Source organism: Lentzea xerophila (assembly GCF_051094245.1).
In the GTDB taxonomy this organism is placed as follows: Bacteria; Actinomycetota; Actinomycetes; order Mycobacteriales; family Pseudonocardiaceae; genus Lentzea; species Lentzea xerophila.
Window position 1 is genome coordinate 5,767,389 of record NZ_CP194934.1, and the last position, 20,891, is coordinate 5,788,279.

Annotated in this window: 14 protein-coding genes; 6 read left to right on the top strand and 8 right to left on the bottom strand. The window is 70.9% G+C overall.

Features of this window, described 5'->3' with window-relative positions; genetic code table 11:
- Positions 1–4: 4 nt before the first annotated feature.
- From ACRSBM_RS27465 to ACRSBM_RS27480, 4 genes are read right to left on the bottom strand one after another with little or no spacing between them, the layout of a single operon-like run.
- Positions 5–985 (bottom strand): aldo/keto reductase, encoded by a 981-nt coding sequence (locus ACRSBM_RS27465; protein WP_434447447.1) that lies wholly within the window; start codon positions 983–985, stop codon positions 5–7.
- Positions 982–1,293, bottom strand: a complete 312-nt coding sequence (locus ACRSBM_RS27470) for an L-rhamnose mutarotase (protein ID WP_434447449.1) — start codon at positions 1,291–1,293, stop codon at positions 982–984. Before ACRSBM_RS27470 ends, ACRSBM_RS27465 begins: the two co-directional genes overlap by 4 nt.
- 26 nt (positions 1,294–1,319) lie before the next feature.
- Complete coding sequence (locus ACRSBM_RS27475; RefSeq protein ID WP_434447451.1) at positions 1,320–1,814, bottom strand: sugar phosphate isomerase/epimerase family protein; 495 nt, start codon at positions 1,812–1,814, stop codon at positions 1,320–1,322.
- Positions 1,703–1,960: a hypothetical protein gene (locus tag ACRSBM_RS27480; RefSeq protein WP_434453532.1), complete on the bottom strand. Its 258-nt coding sequence runs from the start codon at positions 1,958–1,960 to the stop codon at positions 1,703–1,705. Before ACRSBM_RS27480 ends, ACRSBM_RS27475 begins: the two co-directional genes overlap by 112 nt.
- 45 nt (positions 1,961–2,005) lie before the next feature.
- Between ACRSBM_RS27480 and ACRSBM_RS27485 the strand changes: the two genes are divergently transcribed.
- A complete protein-coding gene (locus ACRSBM_RS27485) occupies positions 2,006–2,197 on the top strand; it encodes a hypothetical protein (RefSeq protein WP_434447453.1) in 192 nt (63 codons plus the stop codon).
- A gap of 55 nt (positions 2,198–2,252) precedes the next feature.
- Here ACRSBM_RS27485 and ACRSBM_RS27490 read toward each other — a convergent pair whose 3' ends face one another.
- Positions 2,253–3,584, bottom strand: coding sequence for a D-arabinono-1,4-lactone oxidase (locus tag ACRSBM_RS27490; RefSeq protein ID WP_434447455.1), 1,332 nt, complete (start codon positions 3,582–3,584; stop codon positions 2,253–2,255).
- Positions 3,585–3,586: 2 nt separating this feature from the next.
- On the bottom strand, positions 3,587–4,618 hold the full coding sequence (locus tag ACRSBM_RS27495) for an NAD-dependent epimerase/dehydratase family protein (RefSeq protein WP_434447457.1): 1,032 nt from the start codon (positions 4,616–4,618) through the stop codon (positions 3,587–3,589).
- Between the two features lie 261 nt (positions 4,619–4,879).
- Between ACRSBM_RS27495 and ACRSBM_RS27500 the strand changes: the two genes are divergently transcribed.
- From ACRSBM_RS27500 to ACRSBM_RS27510, 3 genes are all read left to right on the top strand, one after another.
- On the top strand, positions 4,880–5,446 hold the full coding sequence (locus ACRSBM_RS27500) for an NUDIX domain-containing protein (RefSeq protein WP_434447459.1): 567 nt from the start codon (positions 4,880–4,882) through the stop codon (positions 5,444–5,446).
- A gap of 150 nt (positions 5,447–5,596) precedes the next feature.
- On the top strand, positions 5,597–11,668 hold the full coding sequence (gene adhE, locus ACRSBM_RS27505; RefSeq protein ID WP_434447461.1) for a bifunctional acetaldehyde-CoA/alcohol dehydrogenase: 6,072 nt from the start codon (positions 5,597–5,599) through the stop codon (positions 11,666–11,668).
- A 902-nt stretch (positions 11,669–12,570) separates the two neighbouring features.
- Positions 12,571–15,414: an ATP-binding protein gene (locus tag ACRSBM_RS27510; protein ID WP_434447463.1), complete on the top strand. Its 2,844-nt coding sequence runs from the start codon at positions 12,571–12,573 to the stop codon at positions 15,412–15,414.
- Positions 15,415–15,427: 13 nt separating this feature from the next.
- On the opposite strand, the gene ACRSBM_RS27515 is transcribed toward ACRSBM_RS27510, so the two are convergent.
- Positions 15,428–16,714 carry a salicylate synthase gene (locus ACRSBM_RS27515; protein WP_434447465.1) on the bottom strand — a complete coding sequence of 429 codons (1,287 nt, stop codon included), beginning with the start codon at positions 16,712–16,714 and terminating at the stop codon, positions 15,428–15,430.
- Positions 16,715–17,031: 317 nt separating this feature from the next.
- Here ACRSBM_RS27515 and ACRSBM_RS27520 point away from each other — a divergent pair, with 317 nt between their 5' ends.
- Positions 17,032–17,868, top strand: coding sequence for an IclR family transcriptional regulator (locus ACRSBM_RS27520; RefSeq protein WP_434447467.1), 837 nt, complete (start codon positions 17,032–17,034; stop codon positions 17,866–17,868).
- Between the two features lie 61 nt (positions 17,869–17,929).
- Here ACRSBM_RS27520 and ACRSBM_RS27525 read toward each other — a convergent pair whose 3' ends face one another.
- Positions 17,930–18,922, bottom strand: a complete 993-nt coding sequence (locus tag ACRSBM_RS27525; RefSeq protein ID WP_434447469.1) for a hypothetical protein — start codon at positions 18,920–18,922, stop codon at positions 17,930–17,932.
- A gap of 273 nt (positions 18,923–19,195) precedes the next feature.
- On the opposite strand from ACRSBM_RS27525, the gene ACRSBM_RS27530 reads away from it, so the two are divergent.
- On the top strand, positions 19,196–20,881 hold the full coding sequence (locus ACRSBM_RS27530; protein ID WP_434447471.1) for an acyl-CoA dehydrogenase family protein: 1,686 nt from the start codon (positions 19,196–19,198) through the stop codon (positions 20,879–20,881).
- The last annotated feature ends 10 nt before the right edge of the window (positions 20,882–20,891 follow it).

Genomic DNA, 20,891 nt, shown 5'->3' on the forward strand with positions numbered 1-20,891 from the left:
AACATCAGCCGGCCGCCTTCTCGAAGCCCTTCGGCAGCGGCACGGGAACGGTCGGGGAGAGCAGGTTCTCGGCGCGCAGGTCGGACCAGACACGGGCGGGCACCTCGCCGGCGGCCATCGCGATGTTCTCGGTGACCTCCGCCGCTGACCGGGCACCGACCACGACCGCCCGCACCGCCGGGTGCCCGAACGGGAAGTGCAGCGCCGCCCGCGGAAGCGGGACACCGTGCCGGCGGCAGATCCCGGCGATCCTGCGGGCGCGCTCGACCAGCGCGGCCGGTGCCGTCGTGTAGTCGTGCGTGGCGTCGGCCGGGACCTCGTGGCGGGCGAGCAGCCCGGAGTTGAAGACACCGGCCACCACGACGGAGACGTCCCGTTCCGCGCACAGCGAGAGGAAGTCCGCGGTCGCGGCGTGCTCCAGCACCGTGTACCGGCCGGCCAGCATGACGTGGTCCAGGGGATGCCCCAGCACGAACCGTTCCGCCACCTCCCACCGGTTCACGCCCACGCCGATCCCGCGGATCACGCCGTGGGCCTTCAGCTCCGCCAGGGCCGGCAACGCCTCGCGCAGGACCTGCTCGCCGTGGTCGTCCGGGTCGTGGACGTAGACGAGGTCGACCCGGTCCAGGCCGAGCCGGGCCAGCGAAGCCTCCAGCGAGCGGCGTACCCCGTGCGCGCTGAAGTCCCACACCCGGCGGTGGGTCGCGGGCACGGCGAAGCCCTCGGCCAGGTCGTCGCCGCCGCTGTCGCAGCGCTCCAGCAGCCTGCCGACCTTGGTCGAGATGACGAACTCCGACCGGGGCCGTTCCGCGAGCGCCGCACCGAGCCGCCGTTCCGACAGGCCGAGGCCGTAGTGCGGAGCGGTGTCGAAGTACCGGACGCCAGCCTGCCACGCGGCGTCGACGGTGGCACGGGCGTCCATATCGGACACTGGGCGGTACAGGTTCCCCAGTGCGGACCCGCCGAGGCCGAGGCCGTCGATCACGGCAACTCCCACACGAACTTCGCGTCCGAGCGGCCCGAGTCGTAGTCGAGCGGAGCGTCGAGGAACTCGTCCATCCTCTTCTGCCACGGGACGTCCGCCGGGTGCCCGTGCATCTGTTCCATCATGGCCGCGTAGTCGTCCGCCTCGACGACGTGGAACAGGTCGAGACCGCTGCGCCAGATCCGCCACGACCGCACCCCCGCCGCGCGCAGCGCCGCGTCGAGGTCGTCGGGAATCCGTGCATGCGCGGCCTCGTAGGCGGCTTCCTTGCCAGGCTTGAGCCTGGTGTGCAGGGCGACTGTCTCCATCGTGCCGGTACCTTCCGATCGGGTTGCTAGGGCAGCGGTTCAGGGTGCGAGGGTCGTCTCCGTGGACGCGGCGGCGCGTTCGGCGCACTTGCGTGCCACCAGCGGTTTGAGGAACGCGAGCCCGGTCCGCGCGTCGTGGTCGGGGTCGATCCCTCGGCGGTGGAACCCCGTCTCGGCCGTGCGTGAGGTAGCCGTCGAAACCCGTGTCGAGCAGGGCGTCGACCAGACCCCTTCCAGTCCTCTTCCCCGGCGGCCGGCAACCGCGTCCGCGTTCCCCGCGTGTCGGCGATGTGGATCTGGTGCAGGTCCGCGCCCATCAGGTGGACGTGGTCGGCGAGCGACTCCCGCCGGTAGCGGACGTGGCCGCAGTCGAACATCACCTTCACGTTCGGCCGAGCGATGTCCTCCATCAGCTCCATGGCGTCCTCGCCGCTCTCGCACAGGTTCGAGTTCTCCGCGAGCGGCTCGGCCACCACCGTGAGTCCGTCTGCGCCGCGTCGTCGGCGACCCGGGCCAGGCATTCGCGCAACCACGCCCAGGCTTTCCGCCGCCGGGTGCCGAACACGACCCAGCCGGGCAGGTAGACCACCGCTCCGGCGCCCCACTCCGCGCACAGTTCGTTGATCGCCCGGTAGTGCTCCACGGTCGCTTCGCGTTCCTCGGCCACGGGAGAGCTCGGGTTGCAACCGGGTCCCCGGTGGGCGCCGGGCCGATGCCCGAGACCTCGATGCCGTGGTCGTCGAGCAGGCCGCGCACCTCGCGCCGCCTGGCCGGGCTCAGGTACGGCGGACAGGCGTGCGGTGCGGCGGCACCGATCTCGACGCCGCCGAAGCCGATCCGCGCCAGCCGCGTGACGGTCTCGTCCACCGTGTACGCGGGGACCCAACTGCCGAAGCTGGAGTAGGACCAGGTGTGGTGGCCGAACATGATCGCCATGAGCGTCCGCCTCTCGAAAGGGGTCAGCGTTCGAAGAGCTCTCGGAGGTGCCCTGCGAGGAAGACGCCGTCCGGGTCCCAGGCCTTGCGCAGCTCCTGGAACCGGTCCCACTCCGGGTAGCGCCCGGCCAGCTCCCGGCCCGTGCGGAAGTGGACCTTGGCCCAGTGCGGGCGGCCGCCGAAGTCCCACAGCACCGAGTCCACGGCGCGAAGCGGTGCGATCCACCCCTCGGGGTCTCGCGCCGACACGGGGTGTGTCACGCCGATGTGGCAGGTGGTGGCCTGCCTGCTCGGGCTGAGCCAGGCGGTGTCCGCGGCGGTGAAGCGGACGTCCACCGGTGCGCAGACGCGCAAGCCGCCTCGGCGCACCTCCCTGACCAGGGCACGGATCGCGTCGGCCGCTCGTTCAAACGGGACGCTGTACTCGGTGCCTTGCACGGGTGGTGGGAGGTGGTGCAGGAGTGCGTCGTCGCAGCGCATGACCTGCGCACCGCCCCGTCCGGCGGCCACGGCGGCCGCGTAGTGCGCGGCGCCCGCCACCCGCGGCGGCCAGGAGTTGTTGTACAGCAACGAAAGCAGCGCACCGGGCGGTCCCGGTGGCGAGGTCGGTGGCTCGTCCGTCGGCGCGGCCTCCCAGACGATCGCCTGCGAGGTGTGCGGGTACCACCAGAAGCCGCCGAAGTGGACTCCGCGGAACTTGTCGAGGTTCGCCAGCACCTCCGCCAGCGGGCGGCGCCGGACGACCTTGCGCAGCCGGTGGCCGGGCACGACGGCGAAGGTGAGGTCCAGGACCACGCCGAGGCACCCCAGGTGCACGCGGACGCCGTCGAGCTCCGGGTCGTCCTGCGTGACCGTGCGCACCCGGCCGTCCGCGGTGAGGATCCGCACCGCCACGACGTGGCTGGAGAGCGTGCCGTGCCGGGGACTGCTCCCGTGGGTGGCCGTGGCCACGACGCCGGCGACGGTCTGCTCGTCGATCGCGCTCTGGTTCGGCAGCGCGAAGCCCGCCGCGGCGAGCTCCCGGTTCAGCTCGCGCATCGTCGTGCCCGCCTTCACCGTGACCGTCATGGCCACCGGGTCGACGGCGACGACACCGCGGTGGTGGCGCAGGTCGAGCAGCGTCCGGCCGGTCGGTGCGACGAGGTTCGCATACGAGTGCCCCGACCCCACCACGCTGATGCCGCGTGCGCGTGCGGTGTCGTCGAGCACGACCTCGCGCAGCCGGTCCGCGGTGTCGGGAGCGAGGAGGCGGTCCGCGATGCCGCGGACCGCCCCGCTCCAGTTGGACCACGCCGTGCGCCGGCGTTCCCCGGCGGTGATCTCCGGTCCTGGTGTCAACCGCGGTGCGTCGGTCATCTCTACCTCGTGGTCAGCCGCTCGGCGAACTCGTCCGTCGTCATCCGTTCCGCCTGCCGCGACTCGAAGTACCACTCGGTGAGCCTCTTGAGGCCGGTGTGGAACGGCACCTCGGGCGTCCAGCCGAGCCGCTCGAGCGCCATGGCCGCGGACGCGACCCGGTTGTAGGGGCCGGTCGGCTTGTCCGGCAGCGGCTTGATCTCCGTGTCGGCCTGGCCGGTGAACTCGAGGATCATCCTGGCCGCTTCCCTGACCTGGATCGGCTCCTCGGTGCCGAGGTTGATCGCGCTGCCGTCGTGAACGCGCTCTGCGGCGAGGACCAGACCACGCACGATGTCCGTGACGTAGGTCCAGTTGCGGATCTGCGTCCCGTCTCCCCAGACCTCGAAGGGCTTCTGCCGGATGAACGCCCGGCCCACCATGGCGGTCAGGGCATGGCTTTCCGGGCAGCGCTCGCCGTAGACCGTGAACAGGCGGCACGACACCGACGGGAACCCGAGCTCGCTGTGGAGCGCGGCGAGCCGCTGCTCCGTCATCAGCTTGGCCCAGCCGTAGATCCCGTCCGCGTGGAAGGGCGGACCCACCTGGGGTTCGGTGAGCCGCACCTCCTCGTTCACGTCGGCCTGGAGGTCGACCGGGTAGACGCAGCCGGAGGAGGCGAAGACGAAGTTCTCCACTCCCGCGTCGACCGCCGCCTGCGAGACCACGCCGTCCAGGACGAAGTTGCGCGAGCACGCGGCCTGGTGCAGCTCGATGAACCCCCGTCCACCGTGGATCGCGGCGAGATGGAAGACGACGTCGACACCGCGCATCACCTCGGCGGCGAGCCGCGGGTCGCAGAGGTCGCCCTCCACGAACTCCCAGGCGGACTCCGGAACGGCGCTGAGGTTCTCCAGGCGTCCCGAGCTGAGGTCGTCGGCGACGCGCACCCTGGCACCGGCACCGACGAGGTGCTCCACCAGGTGCGATCCGATGAACGAGCAGCCGCCGGTGACCAGGACTCGCTTGCCGCGCCAGAATTCCTGCTGGGTCATGAGGAAATTCCATTCGTGAGATCGGGCTGTCGTGTTTCTTCGCAGCTGCCGATGGGAGTTCTCGACCGACAGCCGTCCGTCGGATGGAGGGAGTGTGTGGCAGCCGTCATCGATCAGCCAGAACCCGTACCAGCGCTCGGGACGGAATGCCGGCCGAGCCTCGTGAAATGCGGCTCGTCCCACCGAACGGGACAAGAGGTGGTCCAGCGTGGAACAGGTCCATACCTTCTCCGGAACGCGATCACCGGAAGGCGGAGGACGATGCCTGGACCGCTCAACCCCGTGCAGTCGGATGCACTGCCCGCAGCACCCGTGCTCGACTGGCGCGACGGCCGCGGCGCCGGGGGCAACGCCTGGGTGCCGGAGGAGCTCTACCGCGAGATCCTGGAACGGATGCCCGTCGTCTGCGTCGACACGCTTGTCGTCCGCGCCGGCGAGGCGTTGCTCACCCGGCGCACCCAGGAACCCCAGGCGGGTTCCCTCTGGTTGCAGGGCGGCCGTATGCGCAAGGGCGAGCAGCTCGCCGAGGCCGCGGTGCGCACGGCCGAGCAGGAGTCGGGGCTGAGCTTGACCCTGCGCGGTGTGCTGGGGACCTTCTCCACCGTCTTCGAGGCCTCGGCGCACGGCGACTCCCCCACCCACACCGTCAACGTCACCTTCCTCGCCCACGCCGAGCACGACGCCCGGCCGCGGGTCGACAACACGCACGACGACTTCGTCTGGTGGCCACTGGCGGAGCCCACCGGGAACGCCTACCTCGACCAGCTCTTCGCGCTGGCGACGGAGCAGCTGGGCGGAACTGAATTCACTCATGTCGCGCTTCGGTGAATGTGCGAGATATTCCAGGATTGTCCATTGGCGATTTCGTCGGCCGACCCAACGGTTGGAACGCGAGCTTCTTACTTTGCCACGACGTCATTAGCTTGGACCCCAATTCCTGCCCCGCCCGTTGACGGGCGCGTCGAAACGGAGTCCTCGGTGTTCGCAGTGCATGTCATTCCTGATGATCTCGGCCGATTCGCTGGATCGAGCGGCGATCTCAACCCGTTGCACCTGGACGCGGACTACGCGTCCAGGAGCGGGTTCGGCGCGGAGGTGGCGCAGGGCGCGCTCACCGTCCTCCACGCGTTGGTGGGCCTGCCCGCGCAGGACGCTGCGGCCGTGCGGCGTGTCCGGGCGCGCTTCCACGCCGCGGTCTACCCGGCGCAGTCGTACTCGCTGGACGTGGCACGCGCCGGGAACGGGGGTGTCCGGCTCGAGGTGTCGGACGGTGCACAGCCGGTCGCGACCGTCGATCTCGAACTGGGTGGCACGGGCAGCGCCGAGGTCGGCGTGGTGCGCGTGGGGTCGGGAGAACGCAGGCAGCAGGCGGCTGACCGCGTGCCGGCGGAACTCCGGGTGGGACAGAGCATCCCGGTCTCCTACCGCAGCGATCCCGGTGACTTCACGAGCCTGCTCGCCCGCATCGGCAGCGGTGTGCGGGAAGAGGTCGCGCGGCTGCTCGGCTGGGCGAGCTACCTGGCGGGCATGGAGGTCCCCGGCCGCCAGTCGCTCATCTCCTCGTTGACCGTCGAGCTCGACCCGGCGGCGACCGGCGACGGCTCGATCCGCGTCACGGCCGTGGACGAGCGCCGCGACATGGTGCGGTTCGGCGGTGCCCTGCCCGGTCTGGGGCGCGTCGAGCTGGCTGTCGTCGCCAGGGCCGTCCCGGCCGAACCGGACGCGCACGTCCTGGCCGCCGCCCTCGCCGGCCAGGACGTCGAACTGGAGGGCAAGGTCGCCGTGGTCACCGGTGGCAGTCGCGGCTTCGGTGCCGCGTTCGCCGCCGCACTGGCCCTGCGCGGTGCGCACGTGTACGTCACCCACCGCCGGGACCCCGGCTTCCCGCCGGACCTGCTGGCCGGTCTCGGAACGGCCGCCGAGCGCGTGCACGCGGTGCGTTCCGACGCGGCCGACCCCGCCGGGTGCGCGCAGCTGCGCGACCACGTGCTCGCCCAGGAGGGCAGGCTGGACCTGTTGGTGCTCAACGCGTTCCCGAGCTTCCAGCCGCTGTTGCCGGGTCCGGACACCGCCGATCGCGCCGCCGCGTACGTCACCTCGGCCGTCACAGCGGTGTCGGCACCGCTGTCCGCCCTGGTCGATCCGCTGTCGGTGGCCGGTGGCCAGGTCGTGCTCGTGTCCAGTGACGTGATCTCCGGCGCCGCGCGGACCTGGCAGCACTACGTGGACGCCAAGCGCCGCTGCGAAGAGCTGCTGCGCACGACGATCAGCGAGCACCCCGACCTCGGCGGGCTCGTCCTGCGGCCCCCGAGGATGGACACCGGGTTCTCGCCGACGGTCCGCGGGGTCGTCGACGGGCTCGCCGTCGAAGCGGTCGCCGCGGCCGCGGTGGCCGGACTCGGTCGGGTGAGCGCCGGCCGGGTCGAGGTGCTGGAGTCCTTCGCACCCGCAGCTGAGTCGTCGACGGCGGACGGCGCCGTGCTCGCCGTCGCCGCGACCTTCACCACCGACCCGCTGGCGGAGCCCCTCACCGCGTGGTGCCGCGACCTCGGTCTCGGCCTGCGTCCGGTGCTCGCGCCGTTCGGGCAGGTGTTCCAGGAGCTGCTCGACCCCGCGAGCACCCTCGGGTCCGCGCGGTCGGGATGTGCGGTGGTGCTGGTGCGCTTCGACGACTGGCCGGCCGAGGAGACCGAGCGCACCCTGCGCGAGCTCGCCGAGGCTGTGCGGTCGTTCGCCGCTCGGGCCCGCGTCCCCCTGCTGCTCCGCGTCTGCCCCAGCCCGTCGGCCCCCGGCGCAGACCCGCGCCAGCAACGGCTTTTCGCCGATCTGGGCGACACCTCCGGGGTGCACCTGCTCGGCGCCGCGGACTGGCACGGTGGCACCGATCCCGGCGACGTGCACGACGAGGCCCGCTACCGCATCGCGCACCTCGCCTACACGCCGGCGGGCTACGACGCCCTGGCCACGGGGATCGCCCGCTCGGTGCACGCCCTGCTCGCCCGGCCGTTCAAGGTGCTCGTCCTCGACTGCGACAACACCCTGTGGGCGGGCGTGGCCGGCGAGGACGGTCCGGAAGGGGTTCAGCTCACCGGCGGTCACCGCCACGTGCAGGAGTGGGCCGTCGCCCTGCGCGAGCGGGGTGTGCTGCTCGCTCTCGCCAGCAAGAACGACCCGGAGACCGTGGACGCGGTCTTCCGCGCCCGTCCCGAGTTCCCGTTGCGGCTTGACCACGTCGCCACGCGGGCGATCGGGTGGGATCCCAAGCCCGTCGGCCTGGCGCGGCTGGCTGCGGAGCTGAACCTCGGCCTCGACAGCTTCGTCTTCCTCGACGACAACCCGGTGGAGGTCGCCCAGGTCCGTGCCGCGTGCCCCGGCGTGCTGGCGCTCACCGTGCCCGCCGACGAGGAGGACATCAAGCCGTTCCTGCAACGGGTGTGGGCCTTCGACCGCCTGGTGGTGACGGAGGAGGACCGCGGTCGCGCTGCCGCCTACGACGCCAACCGGGACCGCGGTGAGCTGCACCGGTCCTCGTTGACCTTCGCCGACTTCATCGCGGGCCTCGACCTGGTCGTGGACATCGCGCCCGCGACGGAGGCGGACCTGCGCCGGGTCGCGCAGATGACCCAGCGCACCAACCAGTTCAACTTCAGCACCGTGCGCAGGCAGGAGAACGAGCTGCGCGCCCTGCTGGCGGAGCCGGGCGTGCGCTGCCAGGTGGTGCGCGCCACCGACCGCTTCGGTGACCACGGCGTGGTGGGCGCGGTGATCAGCAGGCAGGACACCGACGAGCTGGTCGTCGACACGTTCCTGCTCAGCTGCCGGGTGCTCGGCAGGGGCGTGGAGCACCAGGTCCTGGCGTCGCTCGGGTCGGGGACGTCCGCGAAGATCCGCCTGCCCTACGTGCCCACGGCCAAGAACGAGCCCGCTCGTCGTTTCCTCGACAGCGTCGCCGGCGGAGCACCGGCTGCCGGGGGCACGGACTACCTGCTGACGGCGGAGCAGGCCGCCGAGGTCCGCTTCGACCCGGAGTCGGCCGTCCTGGCGGACGATGCCCCGGCGGCTCCCGCGGTCGCGGTGGTCGACGCGGGACCGCGCCTGAGCACGCTCGCCGCACTGGCCGAGAACCCGGCCGGCGCGCGTGAACCTGGCGAGGCCGCAGGTTCCGAGCGGCAGGACGCTCTCGCGATCGTGGTCGACGCGCTGACCGACGTGCTCGCACTGCCGCAGGGAGCGTTGACGGCGGACAGCGCGTTGGCCGAGCTCGGTGCCTCGTCGCTCGCGCTAGTCGAGGCCGCGGTCGCGTTGCAGGCGCATTTCGGTGCCCTGGAACTGGAGGTGTTCTACGAGCACCGCACCGTCGGCGACCTCGCCGCCTCCCTCGGCCCGGCCGTCCACCGGCCGCAGCCGTCCGCCGCGGCTCCGGCGGAGGACGTGGAACCCCTCGTGGACGGTCTGGTCCGCGGTGCGCAGCAGGCGCTGGAGGCGTTCCACGCGCTCGGGCAGGAGCAGGTCGACCACATCGTGGCGAAGGCGGCGCGTGCCGCCGCCGCGAGCCACCTGGACCTCGCCGTGCTGGCGGTCGCCGAGACGGAGCGCGGGGTCGTCGAGGACAAGGCGGTGAAGAACCTCTTCGCCGCGGAGCACGTCACCAACAGCATGACCGGCCTGCGCACCGCGGGAGAGGTCCGCCGCGACGAGCTCACCGGCCTGGTGGAGATTGCTGAACCGGTCGGTGTGGTGTGTGCGATCACGCCCGTCACCAACCCGACCTCGACCGTCGTGTTCAAGGCCCTGATCGCGCTCAAGACCAGGAACCCGATCATCTTCGCCTTCCACCACCTGGCTCCCCGCTGCGGTGCCGAGGCGGCCCGCATCGTGCGCGACGCCGCCGTCACGGCCGGTGCGCCCGCGCACTGCGTGCAGTGGGTGGAGACGCCCAGGCGTGCGGTCACGCAGGCGTTGATGAACCACGACGGCGTCTCGCTCGTGCTCGCCACCGGCGGCAACGACGTCGTGCGCGCCGCGCACTCGGCCGGCAAGCCGGCGATCGGCGTGGGAGCGGGCAACGTGCCCGCGTTCATCGCCGCCGACGCCGACCTGGCCCGTGCCGCGCACGACGTCGTCCTGTCCAAGAGCTTCGACAACGGCATGACGTGCGCCGCCGAGCAGACCCTGCTGATCGACACCGGGGTGTGGGACCAGGCCGTGGACAGCCTGCGGACTCGGCACGCGCATGTGTTGACCGCGCAGGAGAAGCGCGCGCTGGAGGACTTCCTGTTCGGCCCGGACGCGCGCAGGGATGGCAAGGTGTCCGTCAACCCGGCCGCCTCCGGCCGGTCGGCGCACTGGATCGCCAGCCGCGCCGGGTTCAGCGTCCCCGAGCACACCACGCTCCTGCTCGCCGAGGTCGGTGGCATCGGCCCGGACGAACCGCTGACCAGGGAGAAGCCGTGCCCGGTCGTGGCGCTGCTGCGCGTGGCCGGAGCCGAGGAGGGCATCCGGCGGGCCGCTGAGGTCGTCGAGTTCCACGGCAGGGGCCACACGGCGGTCGTGCACACCGCCGACGAGCGCCTGGCGGAGCGGTTCGGCAACGGCGTCAAGGCCGTGCGGGTGGTGTGGAACTCACCTGCGGCGCAGGGCGGTATCGGTGACCTCTACAACGCGTTCCTGCCGTCGATGACCCTCGGTTGTGGCAGCTACGGCGGCAACTCGGTCTCCGGCAACGTGACCGCAGCGAACCTGCTGAACATCCGCCGCATCGCCCGTCGCAACAACAACATCCAGTGGTTCAAGGTGCCGCCGAAGATCTACTTCGAGCCGAACTCGATCCGCTACCTCGGCGAGATGGCCGGGGTGCACCGGGTGAGCATCGTGACCGGTCGCACGGTGGCCAAGCTCGGCTACGCGGACAAGGTGCGATCCGTGCTGGCCGCCCGCTCCGAGCCCGTGGCCGTGCAGCTGATCGACTTCGTCGAGCCGGAACCGTCGCTGCAGACCGTGCAGCGCGGCGCGGAGATGATGCGCGAGTTCCAGCCGGACACCATCGTGGCCATCGGCGGCGGGTCTTCTTTGGACGCCGGGAAGCTCATGTGGCTGTGGTACGAGCACCCCGAGGTCGACTTCGCCGAGGCGAGGGGCCGGTTCGCCGACATCCGCAAGCGCCTCTACCGCTTCCCCGAACCGGAGCGCGCCAAGCTCGTGTGCGTGCCGACGACCTCGGGCAGCGGTTCGGAGGTCACCCCGTTCGCGGTGGTCACCGACCGGGAGACGGGCCGCAAGTACCCGCTGGCCGACTACGCGCTGACCCCGAGCGTGGCCATCGTCGACCCCGTGCTCGTGCGCTCGCTGCCCGCCGGGCTCGCCGCGGACTCCGGGTTCGACGCCCTCACCCACGCCACCGAGGCGTACGTCTCCGTCTACAGCAACGACTTCACCGACGGCCTGTGCCTGCAGGCGATCAAGCTGATCTTCGAGAACCTCGAGGACTCCGTGCTGCTGGGAGCGGAGAAGGCCCAGGAGGCCATGCACAACGCGGCCACCATCGCCGGCATGGCCTTCGGCAGCGCGTTCCTAGGCATCGTCCACGCCATGTCGCACACGCTCGGCGCGACCTTCGGCCTGGCGCACGGCCGGACCAACGCGCTGTTGCTGCCGCACGTGATCCGCTACAACGGTCAGCCGCCGTCGAAGCTCACCGGCTGGCCCAAGTACGAGAACTACCAAGCACCACAACGCTTCCAGCACATCGCCCGCACGCTGGGACTGCCCGCCGCCACGCCTGAGGAGGGGGTGCGCTCCTACGCCGCCGCGATCGAACGGCTGCGCGCGGCCGTCGGGCTGCCCGCCTCGTTCGCGGAGGCAGGGGTGCCCGAGGCGGCGTTCCTGAGCTCGCTGCCGCAGCAGGCCCTCAACGCGTTCGACGACCAGTGCGCTCCGGCCAACCCCAGGCAGCCGGTGCTGGCCGACATGGAGGAGCTGATGCGCACCGCTTACGCCAACGGGGCGGTGGACCTGGAAGACGTGCGCGCCGCGGCCCACAGCGGTCGCTGAGCGATCCCGGTGGGTCCGCCCGTGCGGACCCACCGGGATCGTCGTGTTCCGAGGCGTAACTCGTCGGGTCACGTCTCGTTTGGGTTGTCCGGGACGTGATCGCGGAGGCAGACACCGGGGGCTAGGCGGGCAGTGCGGAATCGGGCGCGCTCCTGCCCGTCGTGCCCAAGCCGCGCGGCGAACCCGTGTTCCGCACACGGTGTCCCGGCGCGCTCGGCACCGCTCCCGCGGTGACGGCGGCCGTCACTGCAGAGATCACCGGGGGTGTGGCGACCGGACCGCTGCGGAGTCCGGGTTCCGCCGACCTGACGAGCAACGTTGCCGCTGGTCACGGCATCAATGAGCAGCGAACCGCACGCTCCGGGTCACACCGCTCGCACAGGATCACCGGCTGCGGTGGACCGCCTCGCGACAGGATGGAGTGGACACCCTCGACGGCACCTCGCGCACGAGCGTTCCAGCACCGCACATGCACCGCCGAAGTCCGGTGACCACGGCCTGTTCGCCGCTGATGTGAACGCGACGGCGACTGGCGCGGCTGTCGTACTGTTCGCCCCGAAGCGGTGGCGGACATCGAGGCAGCCGGAGGCAACGTGCTCAAGGAACACCGAGGGCCGGCTGTGGCCGGTGGCACCCGCACCCACCCCGCGGGCCGAGCCGGGCGGAGTGACCGGCGACCCGGTCGCGCACTCGCACGGGCAGCGGCTCGACCAGGCGCCGACCAGGGTCACCAGCGGGTTGACGGCGGCTGGCCCCTGCCGCAAACTCCGGGCTAATTCGAATTTGCACGCGGTCATGGCCAGGGGGTCACCCGGCACGACATGGCGCCGCAGCGGGCCTGAGCCAGGCCGCGGCGTCGCTGGTGCTCACCAACCGGACCGACTCACGACGGAGCTCCGCAGATGGCTCAGCAGCGCAACGAACCGCACAGGACTTCCTCTGACGCGCCCCTGTCGGTCCACCGGGGCAAGGAGCTCGGCCGGTTGCTCAGCGCGCTCACCGCGGCGGAGACGAACAGGCCGGCGGTGGTGCTGTTGGAGGGCACCACCGGCGTCGGCAAGACGACGTTGCTGGGCGAGGTGGCGGACGCCGCCAGGGCGCGCGGGTTCCAGGTGGCCGGCGCCGTGACGTCCGCTCTGGACAGTTTCATGTCGTTCTCCGTCGTCCGGCAGCTGTTCGAGAACCTCACCGCGGGACCGGAGGCCGGCGCCCTGGAGTCGATCATCGGTGTGGACGGTCGGCCGGGAGCGGACCACCGCACCTCGGCGGGCTTCGACGAACTGGCGACCCACCAGACCTACCACGAGCTCTACCGGCTCGTGAGCGGCCTCGCCGACCGCGGACCGGTCTGCTTCGTCGTCGACGACCTGCAGTGGGCCGACGTCTCGTCGCTGCAATGGCTCAACTACCTCATGCGGCGGGCGACCAAGCTGCCGCTCGCCGTCCTGCTCAGCTGCACGACCGGGGTGTACCCCGCGGACCCGCTCCAGGTCGCGGAGGTGCAGATCTACGCCACTCGCGTGCGGATCGGCGGCCTCACCGCGGAGGAAGTGTCGCAGTTCGCCGAGCCGGTGCTCGGCAGCCGGCCCGAACCTGAGACCGTCAAAGCCCTTCACACGGCCACAGGTGGGAACCCGCTGCTCCTCCGCTCCCTGCTATCGACAACCGGGGAGTTCTCCGTGCAGGAGATCCCGTCCTCGTACGGGGTGGAGGAGCTGGGCGAGTCGGTGCTCGCGCGGCTGCACGGCGAGTCCGAACACCTCGTCCGGCTGGCCAGGACGATCGCGGTATTGGAACCCCCGGACCTCGGGCTCGCGGCCGAGGTCGCCGGGATGACGGTGCCGGAAGCCACCGACGGCGCCGACCGGCTGACGCGGATGGGAATGCTGACCGGCGCGGGCAAGCCGGCGTTCACCCACTCCGTGTTCACGGGCGCGATCACCGGCTCGATCACGCGTGCGGCCAGGGACGACCTCCACGCACGGGCCGCCGCGAGCCTGCACGCGTCCGGGGCACGAGCGGCGCTCGTCGCACGGCACGTCCAGTGCACCTCCGCGAAGCTCGGCCGGTGGGCCGCCGACGCCCTCCACCGGGCAGCGGACGGCTTGCTGCACGACGGTGACGCGACCACCGCCGCGAACTTCCTCACCAGGGCGTTGCAGGAGGACGTGCCGACCGAGCTCAGGACGAAGCTGCTCGTCAAGCTTGGCCACGCCGAGTCGTTCTTCGACCCCTACCAGGCGGCCACGCACCTCAAGCAGGCGTTGGAGGACATCGAGGAGCCCGAGCTCCTCCTCGACGTCACCTCGCTGCTGTCCCGGACGCTGTACCTCGACGGGCGCTACGAGGACGCGCGTGGGGCGTTGAGCGAGTCCATAGCCAGGATGTGCGCCTCGGCGCCGGAGTTCTCCGCTCAGCTGCGCCTCGCGCTCCGCGTCACCCTGCCGACCGAGCAGTCCGGGGAGCACGACGCCGCTCCGGACCGCGTCGCGGTCGACTGGCGGCGCCGCGACGCCCGTGGCCGCAGGCTGGCCGCGCTGGTGGCGGAGGACCTGAGCAACCGGGGAGAAGACCTCACGACGTCCCGCGAGGCCGCGCTGGCCGCGTTGTCCGCGGGCGCGGTGTCGATCACGCAGGATCCGCAGCGGATGATGGCCGCGATCACCTCGCTGATCCGGACCAACGAGCTCGAGCTTGCCCTGCGGTACTCCAGCGAGGCGATCCTGGAAGCCCACCGCCAGAAGTTGGACCTGGTGTTCGTCCTAAGCCACACGCTGCGGTCGAGGGTGCACTTCCACCGCGGGGCGCTGTCCCAGTCGGTCGTGGACGCCCGGCTCGCACTGGCCAAGGCCCAGCGGATGAACCTGCACCAGCGCCACCCAGGCCGCATCTGGCCGATGGACGCGCTCCTGTCCGCGCTGCTGCACCTCGGTGACGTCGAGGCGGCACGGGAGCTGGTCGAGCCCATCGGCCTCACCAGCCCGCTGCCGAACAGCTGGCACCACACCAGCCTCCTGCAGGGACGCGGTCAGCTCCGCATGCGGCTGGGGGACGACGCCGGCGCGCTCACGGACCACCTGGAGTGCGGACGGAGGCTCAAGTTGTGGGGTGCTCCCGGCCCTGCCGTCCTGCCGTGGCGCTCATACGCGGCCGTTGCGCACCTCCACCTCGGTCAGTCGCTGGAGGCGGTGCAGCTGGCCCTCGAAGAGCTCGAACTGGCCAAGAAGTGGGCCTCCGCACCGAGTCTGGCCCGCGCGATGCTCACCGTCGGTATCGCGACCGGTGGTGCGGCAGCGCTGCCGTGGCTCATGGAGGCCGAACACGTCCTGCGCAACACGCAGGCCTTGCTGCTGCGCGCGACGATCCTCGTGGAGCTCGGGACGACGCGGTGGCACCACGGGCAGCAAAAGCTCGCCCGGGAGGAGCTGGCCCAGGCGAAGGTGGCCGCCGAGCGGTGCGGTTCGCTGCCGTTGCTCACCAAGCTCGCCGAACTGCCGCCGGAGGCGGTGGGGCGGTCCGACGCCGTGCTGGCCGCTCCCACTTCCGCGGGCTCTCCGCTGACACCGCAGGAGCACCGCGTGGCGAGCCTGGTGGCCGCGGGCTCCTCGAACGACGAGGTCGCCCGGAAGTTGTCCGTGTCCCGGCGGGCCGTCGAGTTCCACCTCACGCACGTCTACCGCAAGCTCGGGATCCAGCGGCGCACGCAACTGGCGGCGATGCTCTACTCGACCGGCAGCAGCAGGTAGGGAACGGCTTCCGTCACGCAGTGCCCGCCACGAGGTGTGCCGACATGCTGCGCAGCTTCGCGCAGGTCTCCTCGAGCTCCCGCTCCGGGCGAGAGGACGCCACGATCCCCGCTCCCGCGCGCAACCACCGCCGTCCCTTCCGCTCGTACACCGCGCACAGGACGAGGCCGGCGTCCAGGAAACCGTCGTCCGACGCGAACAGCACGGCACCTGAGTAGACCCCCCGCGGCGCGGCTTCCGCCCTGGAGGTGAACTCGCACGCTGCTTCCTTTGGCGCACCTGAGATCGTGACGCCGGGGAACAGCAACTCCAAGGCGTCCCAGGAGGTCTGGCCCTCGGCCAGCCGGCCGCACAGCCGCGACGCCAGGTCGTGGACACCTCCCAGGGCCGTGTCCGTCAGCAGTTCGTCCACCACCACCGAACCCGGTTCGCACACCTCGGTCAGCCCGGCGAACGCGCACTCGACCGCGACCGCGTGGTCGTGCGCCTCGTCGGGGTCCGGCACCAGCTCGTCCGCGAGCGCGCGGGTCCCCAGCCGCGGCCGCGTCGACACCTTCCCGTCTGCCCCGGCCTCCAGCACCGTCTGCGAGCAGAAGCCCGTCGTCGTCAAGCCTCCGATCGACAGCAGGAACGACCGCTCCGGTGCGGTGGCCGCGCGTCCGGCCAGATAGGTCTCCACGAAGTCGACGGGTTCGTCCACGGGCACGCTGCGGGACAGGGTCACCTTGCGCAGTTCCGTGGAACGGATCTCCTCCACCGCCTCCAGCACGGCGGCGCGGTACCGGCCGCTGCCCGAGTCCAGGTCCACCGGCACGGTCGTGCGCCCTGATGCCGGCGCGTCCTCGACCGGTGCCGTGCGCAGGTGTTCGAGCAGTGCGCCGAGCCGCGCGTCGCCGCCCCGCACGACGCTCGCCCTTCCGCTCTCGATGCGCACCTCCACCTCGGGCACCACGAGGTGCACGACCTCCGAGTCCCCGGCGAGGTCCGAGCGGTCGTTCAGCACGTGCACGGCTTCGAACGCGATCCAGCCGCACACCGTCCACTCGGGCAATGACAACCGCTCCAGCGCCGCACGTGCCGCGCGCACGGGCCCGCCGACGACCGGCCACGACTCCTCCACCGAGTCACGCCGAACCCGCACACGGGTCGCGTCCACCACGATCTCCACGCGCACGCCCCAGGCGACCGTCCAGACGTCGCCGTACTCGTAGACGAAGTACGTGTCGAAGAAGCCGGTGCGGATCAGTGCAGCGGCGAGCTCGGCGGACGACCTCGGGGAGGGTTCCGGGAGAACGGCCATTACCAGCTCCTCGGGTGTCGTGGAGGAACCGCGACTTCGGCGATCGGTCTTCCGTCCACACCGGCCACCGTCTTTGCACAGCTCCACGGTGATCCCTCAGCACAAATAAAATTGGTCCCAAACGACTCTATTGACATCCGATCCACCCGGTCAACGAGCCGTGCCAACGGGTGGAACCTCTCCGGACATCAACGGGCAGCAACTCCGAGTGCCCACAACGTTCACTCTTTCGCGTGCGGCTTTGTGGAACTCCGTAGCTACACAACGCGACACCCTCAATACGGTGTGGTGGAACCCACAGGCGAAAGAAGAAAACCTTGATCACCAAGCAGAACACCGCCTTGGAAGCCCCCGCGACCGTGCCGTCCGCGCGAGACCCCCACCCTTCGCGGCGTACCGCCGCCACGAAGGTGTTGTCCGTGCTCCAGGCCTTCGGCGCGTGCGACGGCGCGGCGTCGCTCACTGAGCTCACCCGCTACGCCGACCTCCCGAAGTCCACCGTCCACCGCATGGTCGGCTTCCTGCGAGCGGAGGGACTCGTCGAGATGATCGACAACCGGTTCCTCCTCACTGCCAAGATCACCGAGTTGTCGACCGCCGTTCCCCTGGAGATCTCCGACCACACCCGCGAACGACTGCTGCCGGTGCTCGCGGACCTCTACGAGTCCACTCGCGAGGCCGTCCAGCTCTCCGTCCCCTGCGGCACCACGGCGCGCGTCGTCGAACGCCTTCACGGCAGGCAGTCGAGCGAGCTCGCGACGCGCCTGCGCGGTCCCCTCCCCCTGCACTGCACCGCACCGGGGAAGGTCCTCCTGGCCGGCGACCCCGGCCTGTTCCCCGTCCTGTGCGCCCAGGGGCTGGAGGCGCTCACCCCCGCCTCCATCACCTCCGCGGGGGTGCTGCAGTCCGCGCTGACCGGTGTGCGCAAGCACGGCGTCGCCTTCGACCGCAGCGAATGGCTTCCCGGCTTCACCGGTGTCGCGGCCCCGGTGTGGGGACCCGGCCCGACCCTCGTCGGTGCGATCTCCGTGTTCGGCCCCGTGCAGCGCCTCAGCCCGGACGCCGTCGCGCGCCGCGTCCACCACGCCGCCGAGACCGCGTCCAGGGAGCTCCACTCCACTCCCCCGTCCACGGGTCACCGACTCGCCGGATGAGCACGACCGCCCACCGACATCAGCCGTTCCACAAAGGAGTGGACGGCGATGCCCACCGGTGTCAGATCGCTCGTGCGATGGCGATGTTGCCCGCGAGCCGGTCTCCTGCTTCGTAGATCATGTATTCGTGGCCTTGGTAGGTGCCGAACGAGGGTGCGGCGGAGCGGCCGTTGTCGGGTGCGCCGGGCAGCGAGTCGTGGAAGACGCCGAGGTGGCGGCGCTGAGTGAAGTCGCGGCCGAGTTCGGTGATGAGGATGTTGCCGCCGCTGCCGATGTCGGTGTTGTAGACGACGTAGGCGCTGTTGTTGCGGAACAGCAGGTGTGGTCCGCCGACGTTGACGGCACCGACGTCCTGGTGGCGGATGAGCGGGGTCTGGGCGAACGTCCAGTCGCGGGCGTTGGGCGACCAGCCCCAGCCGATGTCGCGGTGGTTGGTCTTGTTGTTGATCATGAACACCATCACGTAGCGGGCGCCGCGTGCGGGCAGGTCGTGGCGGAAGACCCTGGCATAGGAGGTCTCGGTGGTGCCCGCGGGCATCAGCCGGGTGGACAGTACCTCCTTCTCGTAGCGGAAGTTGATGCCGTCGGCGGAGCTGGCCAGCCGGGTCACGGTGTTCTCGCCGTGGAAGTACAGATACATGCGCTTGACATCGTCGTTCCACATCGCGTGCGGTGAGGACACGTGGCTCACGCTGTACTCGCCGGGCCAGCTGCGGGTGATGATCGGGTTGCCGGGGTACTCGGTGAACTCCTCGTCGAGGGTGTCGGCGTACGCCAAGCAGATCCCGCCCGGTGCGTCGTGCGGCGCGTAGTACAGGTAGTAGGCGGCACGGGCGCCGGGGATCCGGTTCTTGGTGCCCCGGATCGTCGGGAAGATCAGCTCACCGGTCGGGTTGTACCGCAGCTTGCTCTTGACCAGCGCGAGCCTGCGGTACCGGTAGTCCGGAAACCCCGCCGGCGCCGCGGCAGCGGTACCGGCGGTACCGGCCACACCCGCGGTGCCCGCCAGCAGAGCCGCACTGCCCAGCAGAAGACCGCGACGGTTCACTGTCATGGAACGCTCCTCGACGCTGAAGAATCCAATGTGGACTGGACATTGCCGGCGGACGGCGCGTTCGTCGGCAGGTGGAACGACGGTACGCCTGCGACTTCGAGGTCACAGCGGATGCATACCACGCCGTGGGACGAGGGCGTGATCAACTCACGGAACACCGCTAGCTTCGCCTCGGACGCTCCACCGCTCATCGGTCAGCCGCAGACCGAAGACTTCTCACAGGTACCCGCCCATCGGGATGCGCGTACCCGCAGATCGAGAGGATTCGACCACATGACCGCGACCGCAGGTCCTCACGAGCACCAGCTCCTCACCTCGACCCGTTGTCGGCAGACGATGCGCGACCTGCTGCGGGAGGACCTGTTCGATCCGCGGCTGCGGGACGACCTGCCCCTGCGCGACTACATGGACCTGACCATCGACCGGATGAAGGCGATCTTCCGGGAAGGCTTGGTCGACAACGACATGTGGATGGGCCGGCCAGGCGAGCACGCGTTCCGGTCCATGTGCGACGTGATGGGCCTGACGGGAGCGTTCGACTTCGCGCTCACCTCGACCATCACCGACCACCTCATCGCGGGGAGCGCGCTGTTCAACCACGGCTCTCCCGAGCAGGTGGCCCGCTACCACGACGAGATCACGCAGATGCAGCAGGTCTACGCCTTCTGCTGCACGGAGATCGGGGGCGGCACCAACCTGCGGGAGATCCGCACGACGGTGTCCTGGGACCGCGCGGAGCAGTGCTTCACGCTCGACACCCCCTCGGACGCCGCGTGCAAGTTCTGGATCGGGAACATCAAGCACGCCGCGACCGTCGGCATGGTCCTCGCCCGCCTCGTGATCGACGGCGAGGACGTCGGCCACCACTGGTTCCGCGTCCCGCTGCGCACCGAGGAGAACGGCCCTGCCCTTCCGGGCATCACGATCCTCTCCTGCGACCCGAAGGGGGGCATCCAGGCCAACCAGGTCGGCGGTGCCCGCTTCACCGGCGTCCAACTCCCCCGCGAGGCGTTGATGGGACGGTACTCGCGCATCGACGAGAACGGACGTTTCTCCAGCACGCTGCCCGATGCCGGCACCCGCTTCGTGAAGTCGATCGAGACCTTCGTGCAGGAACGCATCTTCCCGCTCAGCGCCGGGGCGCGGGCCGCCGAACTCGCGGCCCACCTCACCTGGCGGTTCGCCGGCCACCGCGAGACCCGCGGTGCGCCCGGGCGCAGGACCCTGCTGGACGAGCCGCTGTTCCGCGACCGCCTGTACCAGGTGCAGCTGCGCTGCCTCGCGCTGCGGCTGCTGGAACGCGCTGTCGTCAGGGGTGTCGAACGCGACTGGCACACTGACCCCGGTCGCAAGAACATGCACGTCCTCACCGCCACGGGGAAGTGCGGTTCCTGGCTGGCCCTGGAGGTCCTGGCCGCGTGCCGGGAGATGTGCGGCTCGCAGGGTTTCCACGGCCACAACCAGATCGTCACCCTGCGGACCGACTTCGAGGTCAACGTGACCTTCGCGGGCGACAACTCCGTGATGGCCTACCAGGTGGCGCGCAGCGCCCTGGGGTCCGACCGGTTCGCCTCCCGTCCGCCGGTGACACTGCCGGGACGGGTCGAGAAGGCGCTGACCGAGACGTGGCGTAGCCGGGAGAACGGATCCTTCACCCACGCCGAGGCCGTCGTGCTCGTCCACGCCCGCATGCTCGACCTCATCACAGCCGAGCACGACGCCGAACCGCTGGTGCCGCAGCAGGTCATGGACGACCTGGTGGCCGACTTCGCCGCGCACCGGCTGCGCGAGCCGCACCGGCCGGTGTCGCCCGACAGGGAGAAGATCGACCTCCTGGCCGACCTGCTCGCGCCCCTGCCGGAGCTCGTCACCGCCCCCATGGTCGACGACCGCTACCTGACCGAGTTCACCTCCTCGGCGCGGGCCCTGGGCGTGCACATCCCGGAACAGGGCAGGTGAACCGCCGTGG

Bases quoted from the DNA above. Each gene is read 5' to 3' on its own strand.
- ACRSBM_RS27470 (WP_434447449.1), bottom strand. From the start codon at position 1,293: ATGGAGACAGTCGCCCTGCACACCAGGCTCAAGCCTGGCAAGGAAGCC.
- ACRSBM_RS27475 (WP_434447451.1), bottom strand. From the start codon at position 1,814: ATGCCTGGCCCGGGTCGCCGACGACGCGGCGCAGACGGACTCACGGTG.
- ACRSBM_RS27485 (WP_434447453.1), top strand. From the start codon at position 2,006: ATGCCCGAGACCTCGATGCCGTGGTCGTCGAGCAGGCCGCGCACCTCG.
- ACRSBM_RS27490 (WP_434447455.1), bottom strand. From the start codon at position 3,584: ATGACCGACGCACCGCGGTTGACACCAGGACCGGAGATCACCGCCGGG.
- ACRSBM_RS27495 (WP_434447457.1), bottom strand. From the start codon at position 4,618: ATGACCCAGCAGGAATTCTGGCGCGGCAAGCGAGTCCTGGTCACCGGC.
- ACRSBM_RS27500 (WP_434447459.1), top strand. From the start codon at position 4,880: ATGCCTGGACCGCTCAACCCCGTGCAGTCGGATGCACTGCCCGCAGCA.
- ACRSBM_RS27510 (WP_434447463.1), top strand. From the start codon at position 12,571: ATGGCTCAGCAGCGCAACGAACCGCACAGGACTTCCTCTGACGCGCCC.
- ACRSBM_RS27515 (WP_434447465.1), bottom strand. From the start codon at position 16,714: ATGGCCGTTCTCCCGGAACCCTCCCCGAGGTCGTCCGCCGAGCTCGCC.
- ACRSBM_RS27525 (WP_434447469.1), bottom strand. From the start codon at position 18,922: ATGACAGTGAACCGTCGCGGTCTTCTGCTGGGCAGTGCGGCTCTGCTG.
- ACRSBM_RS27530 (WP_434447471.1), top strand. From the start codon at position 19,196: ATGACCGCGACCGCAGGTCCTCACGAGCACCAGCTCCTCACCTCGACC.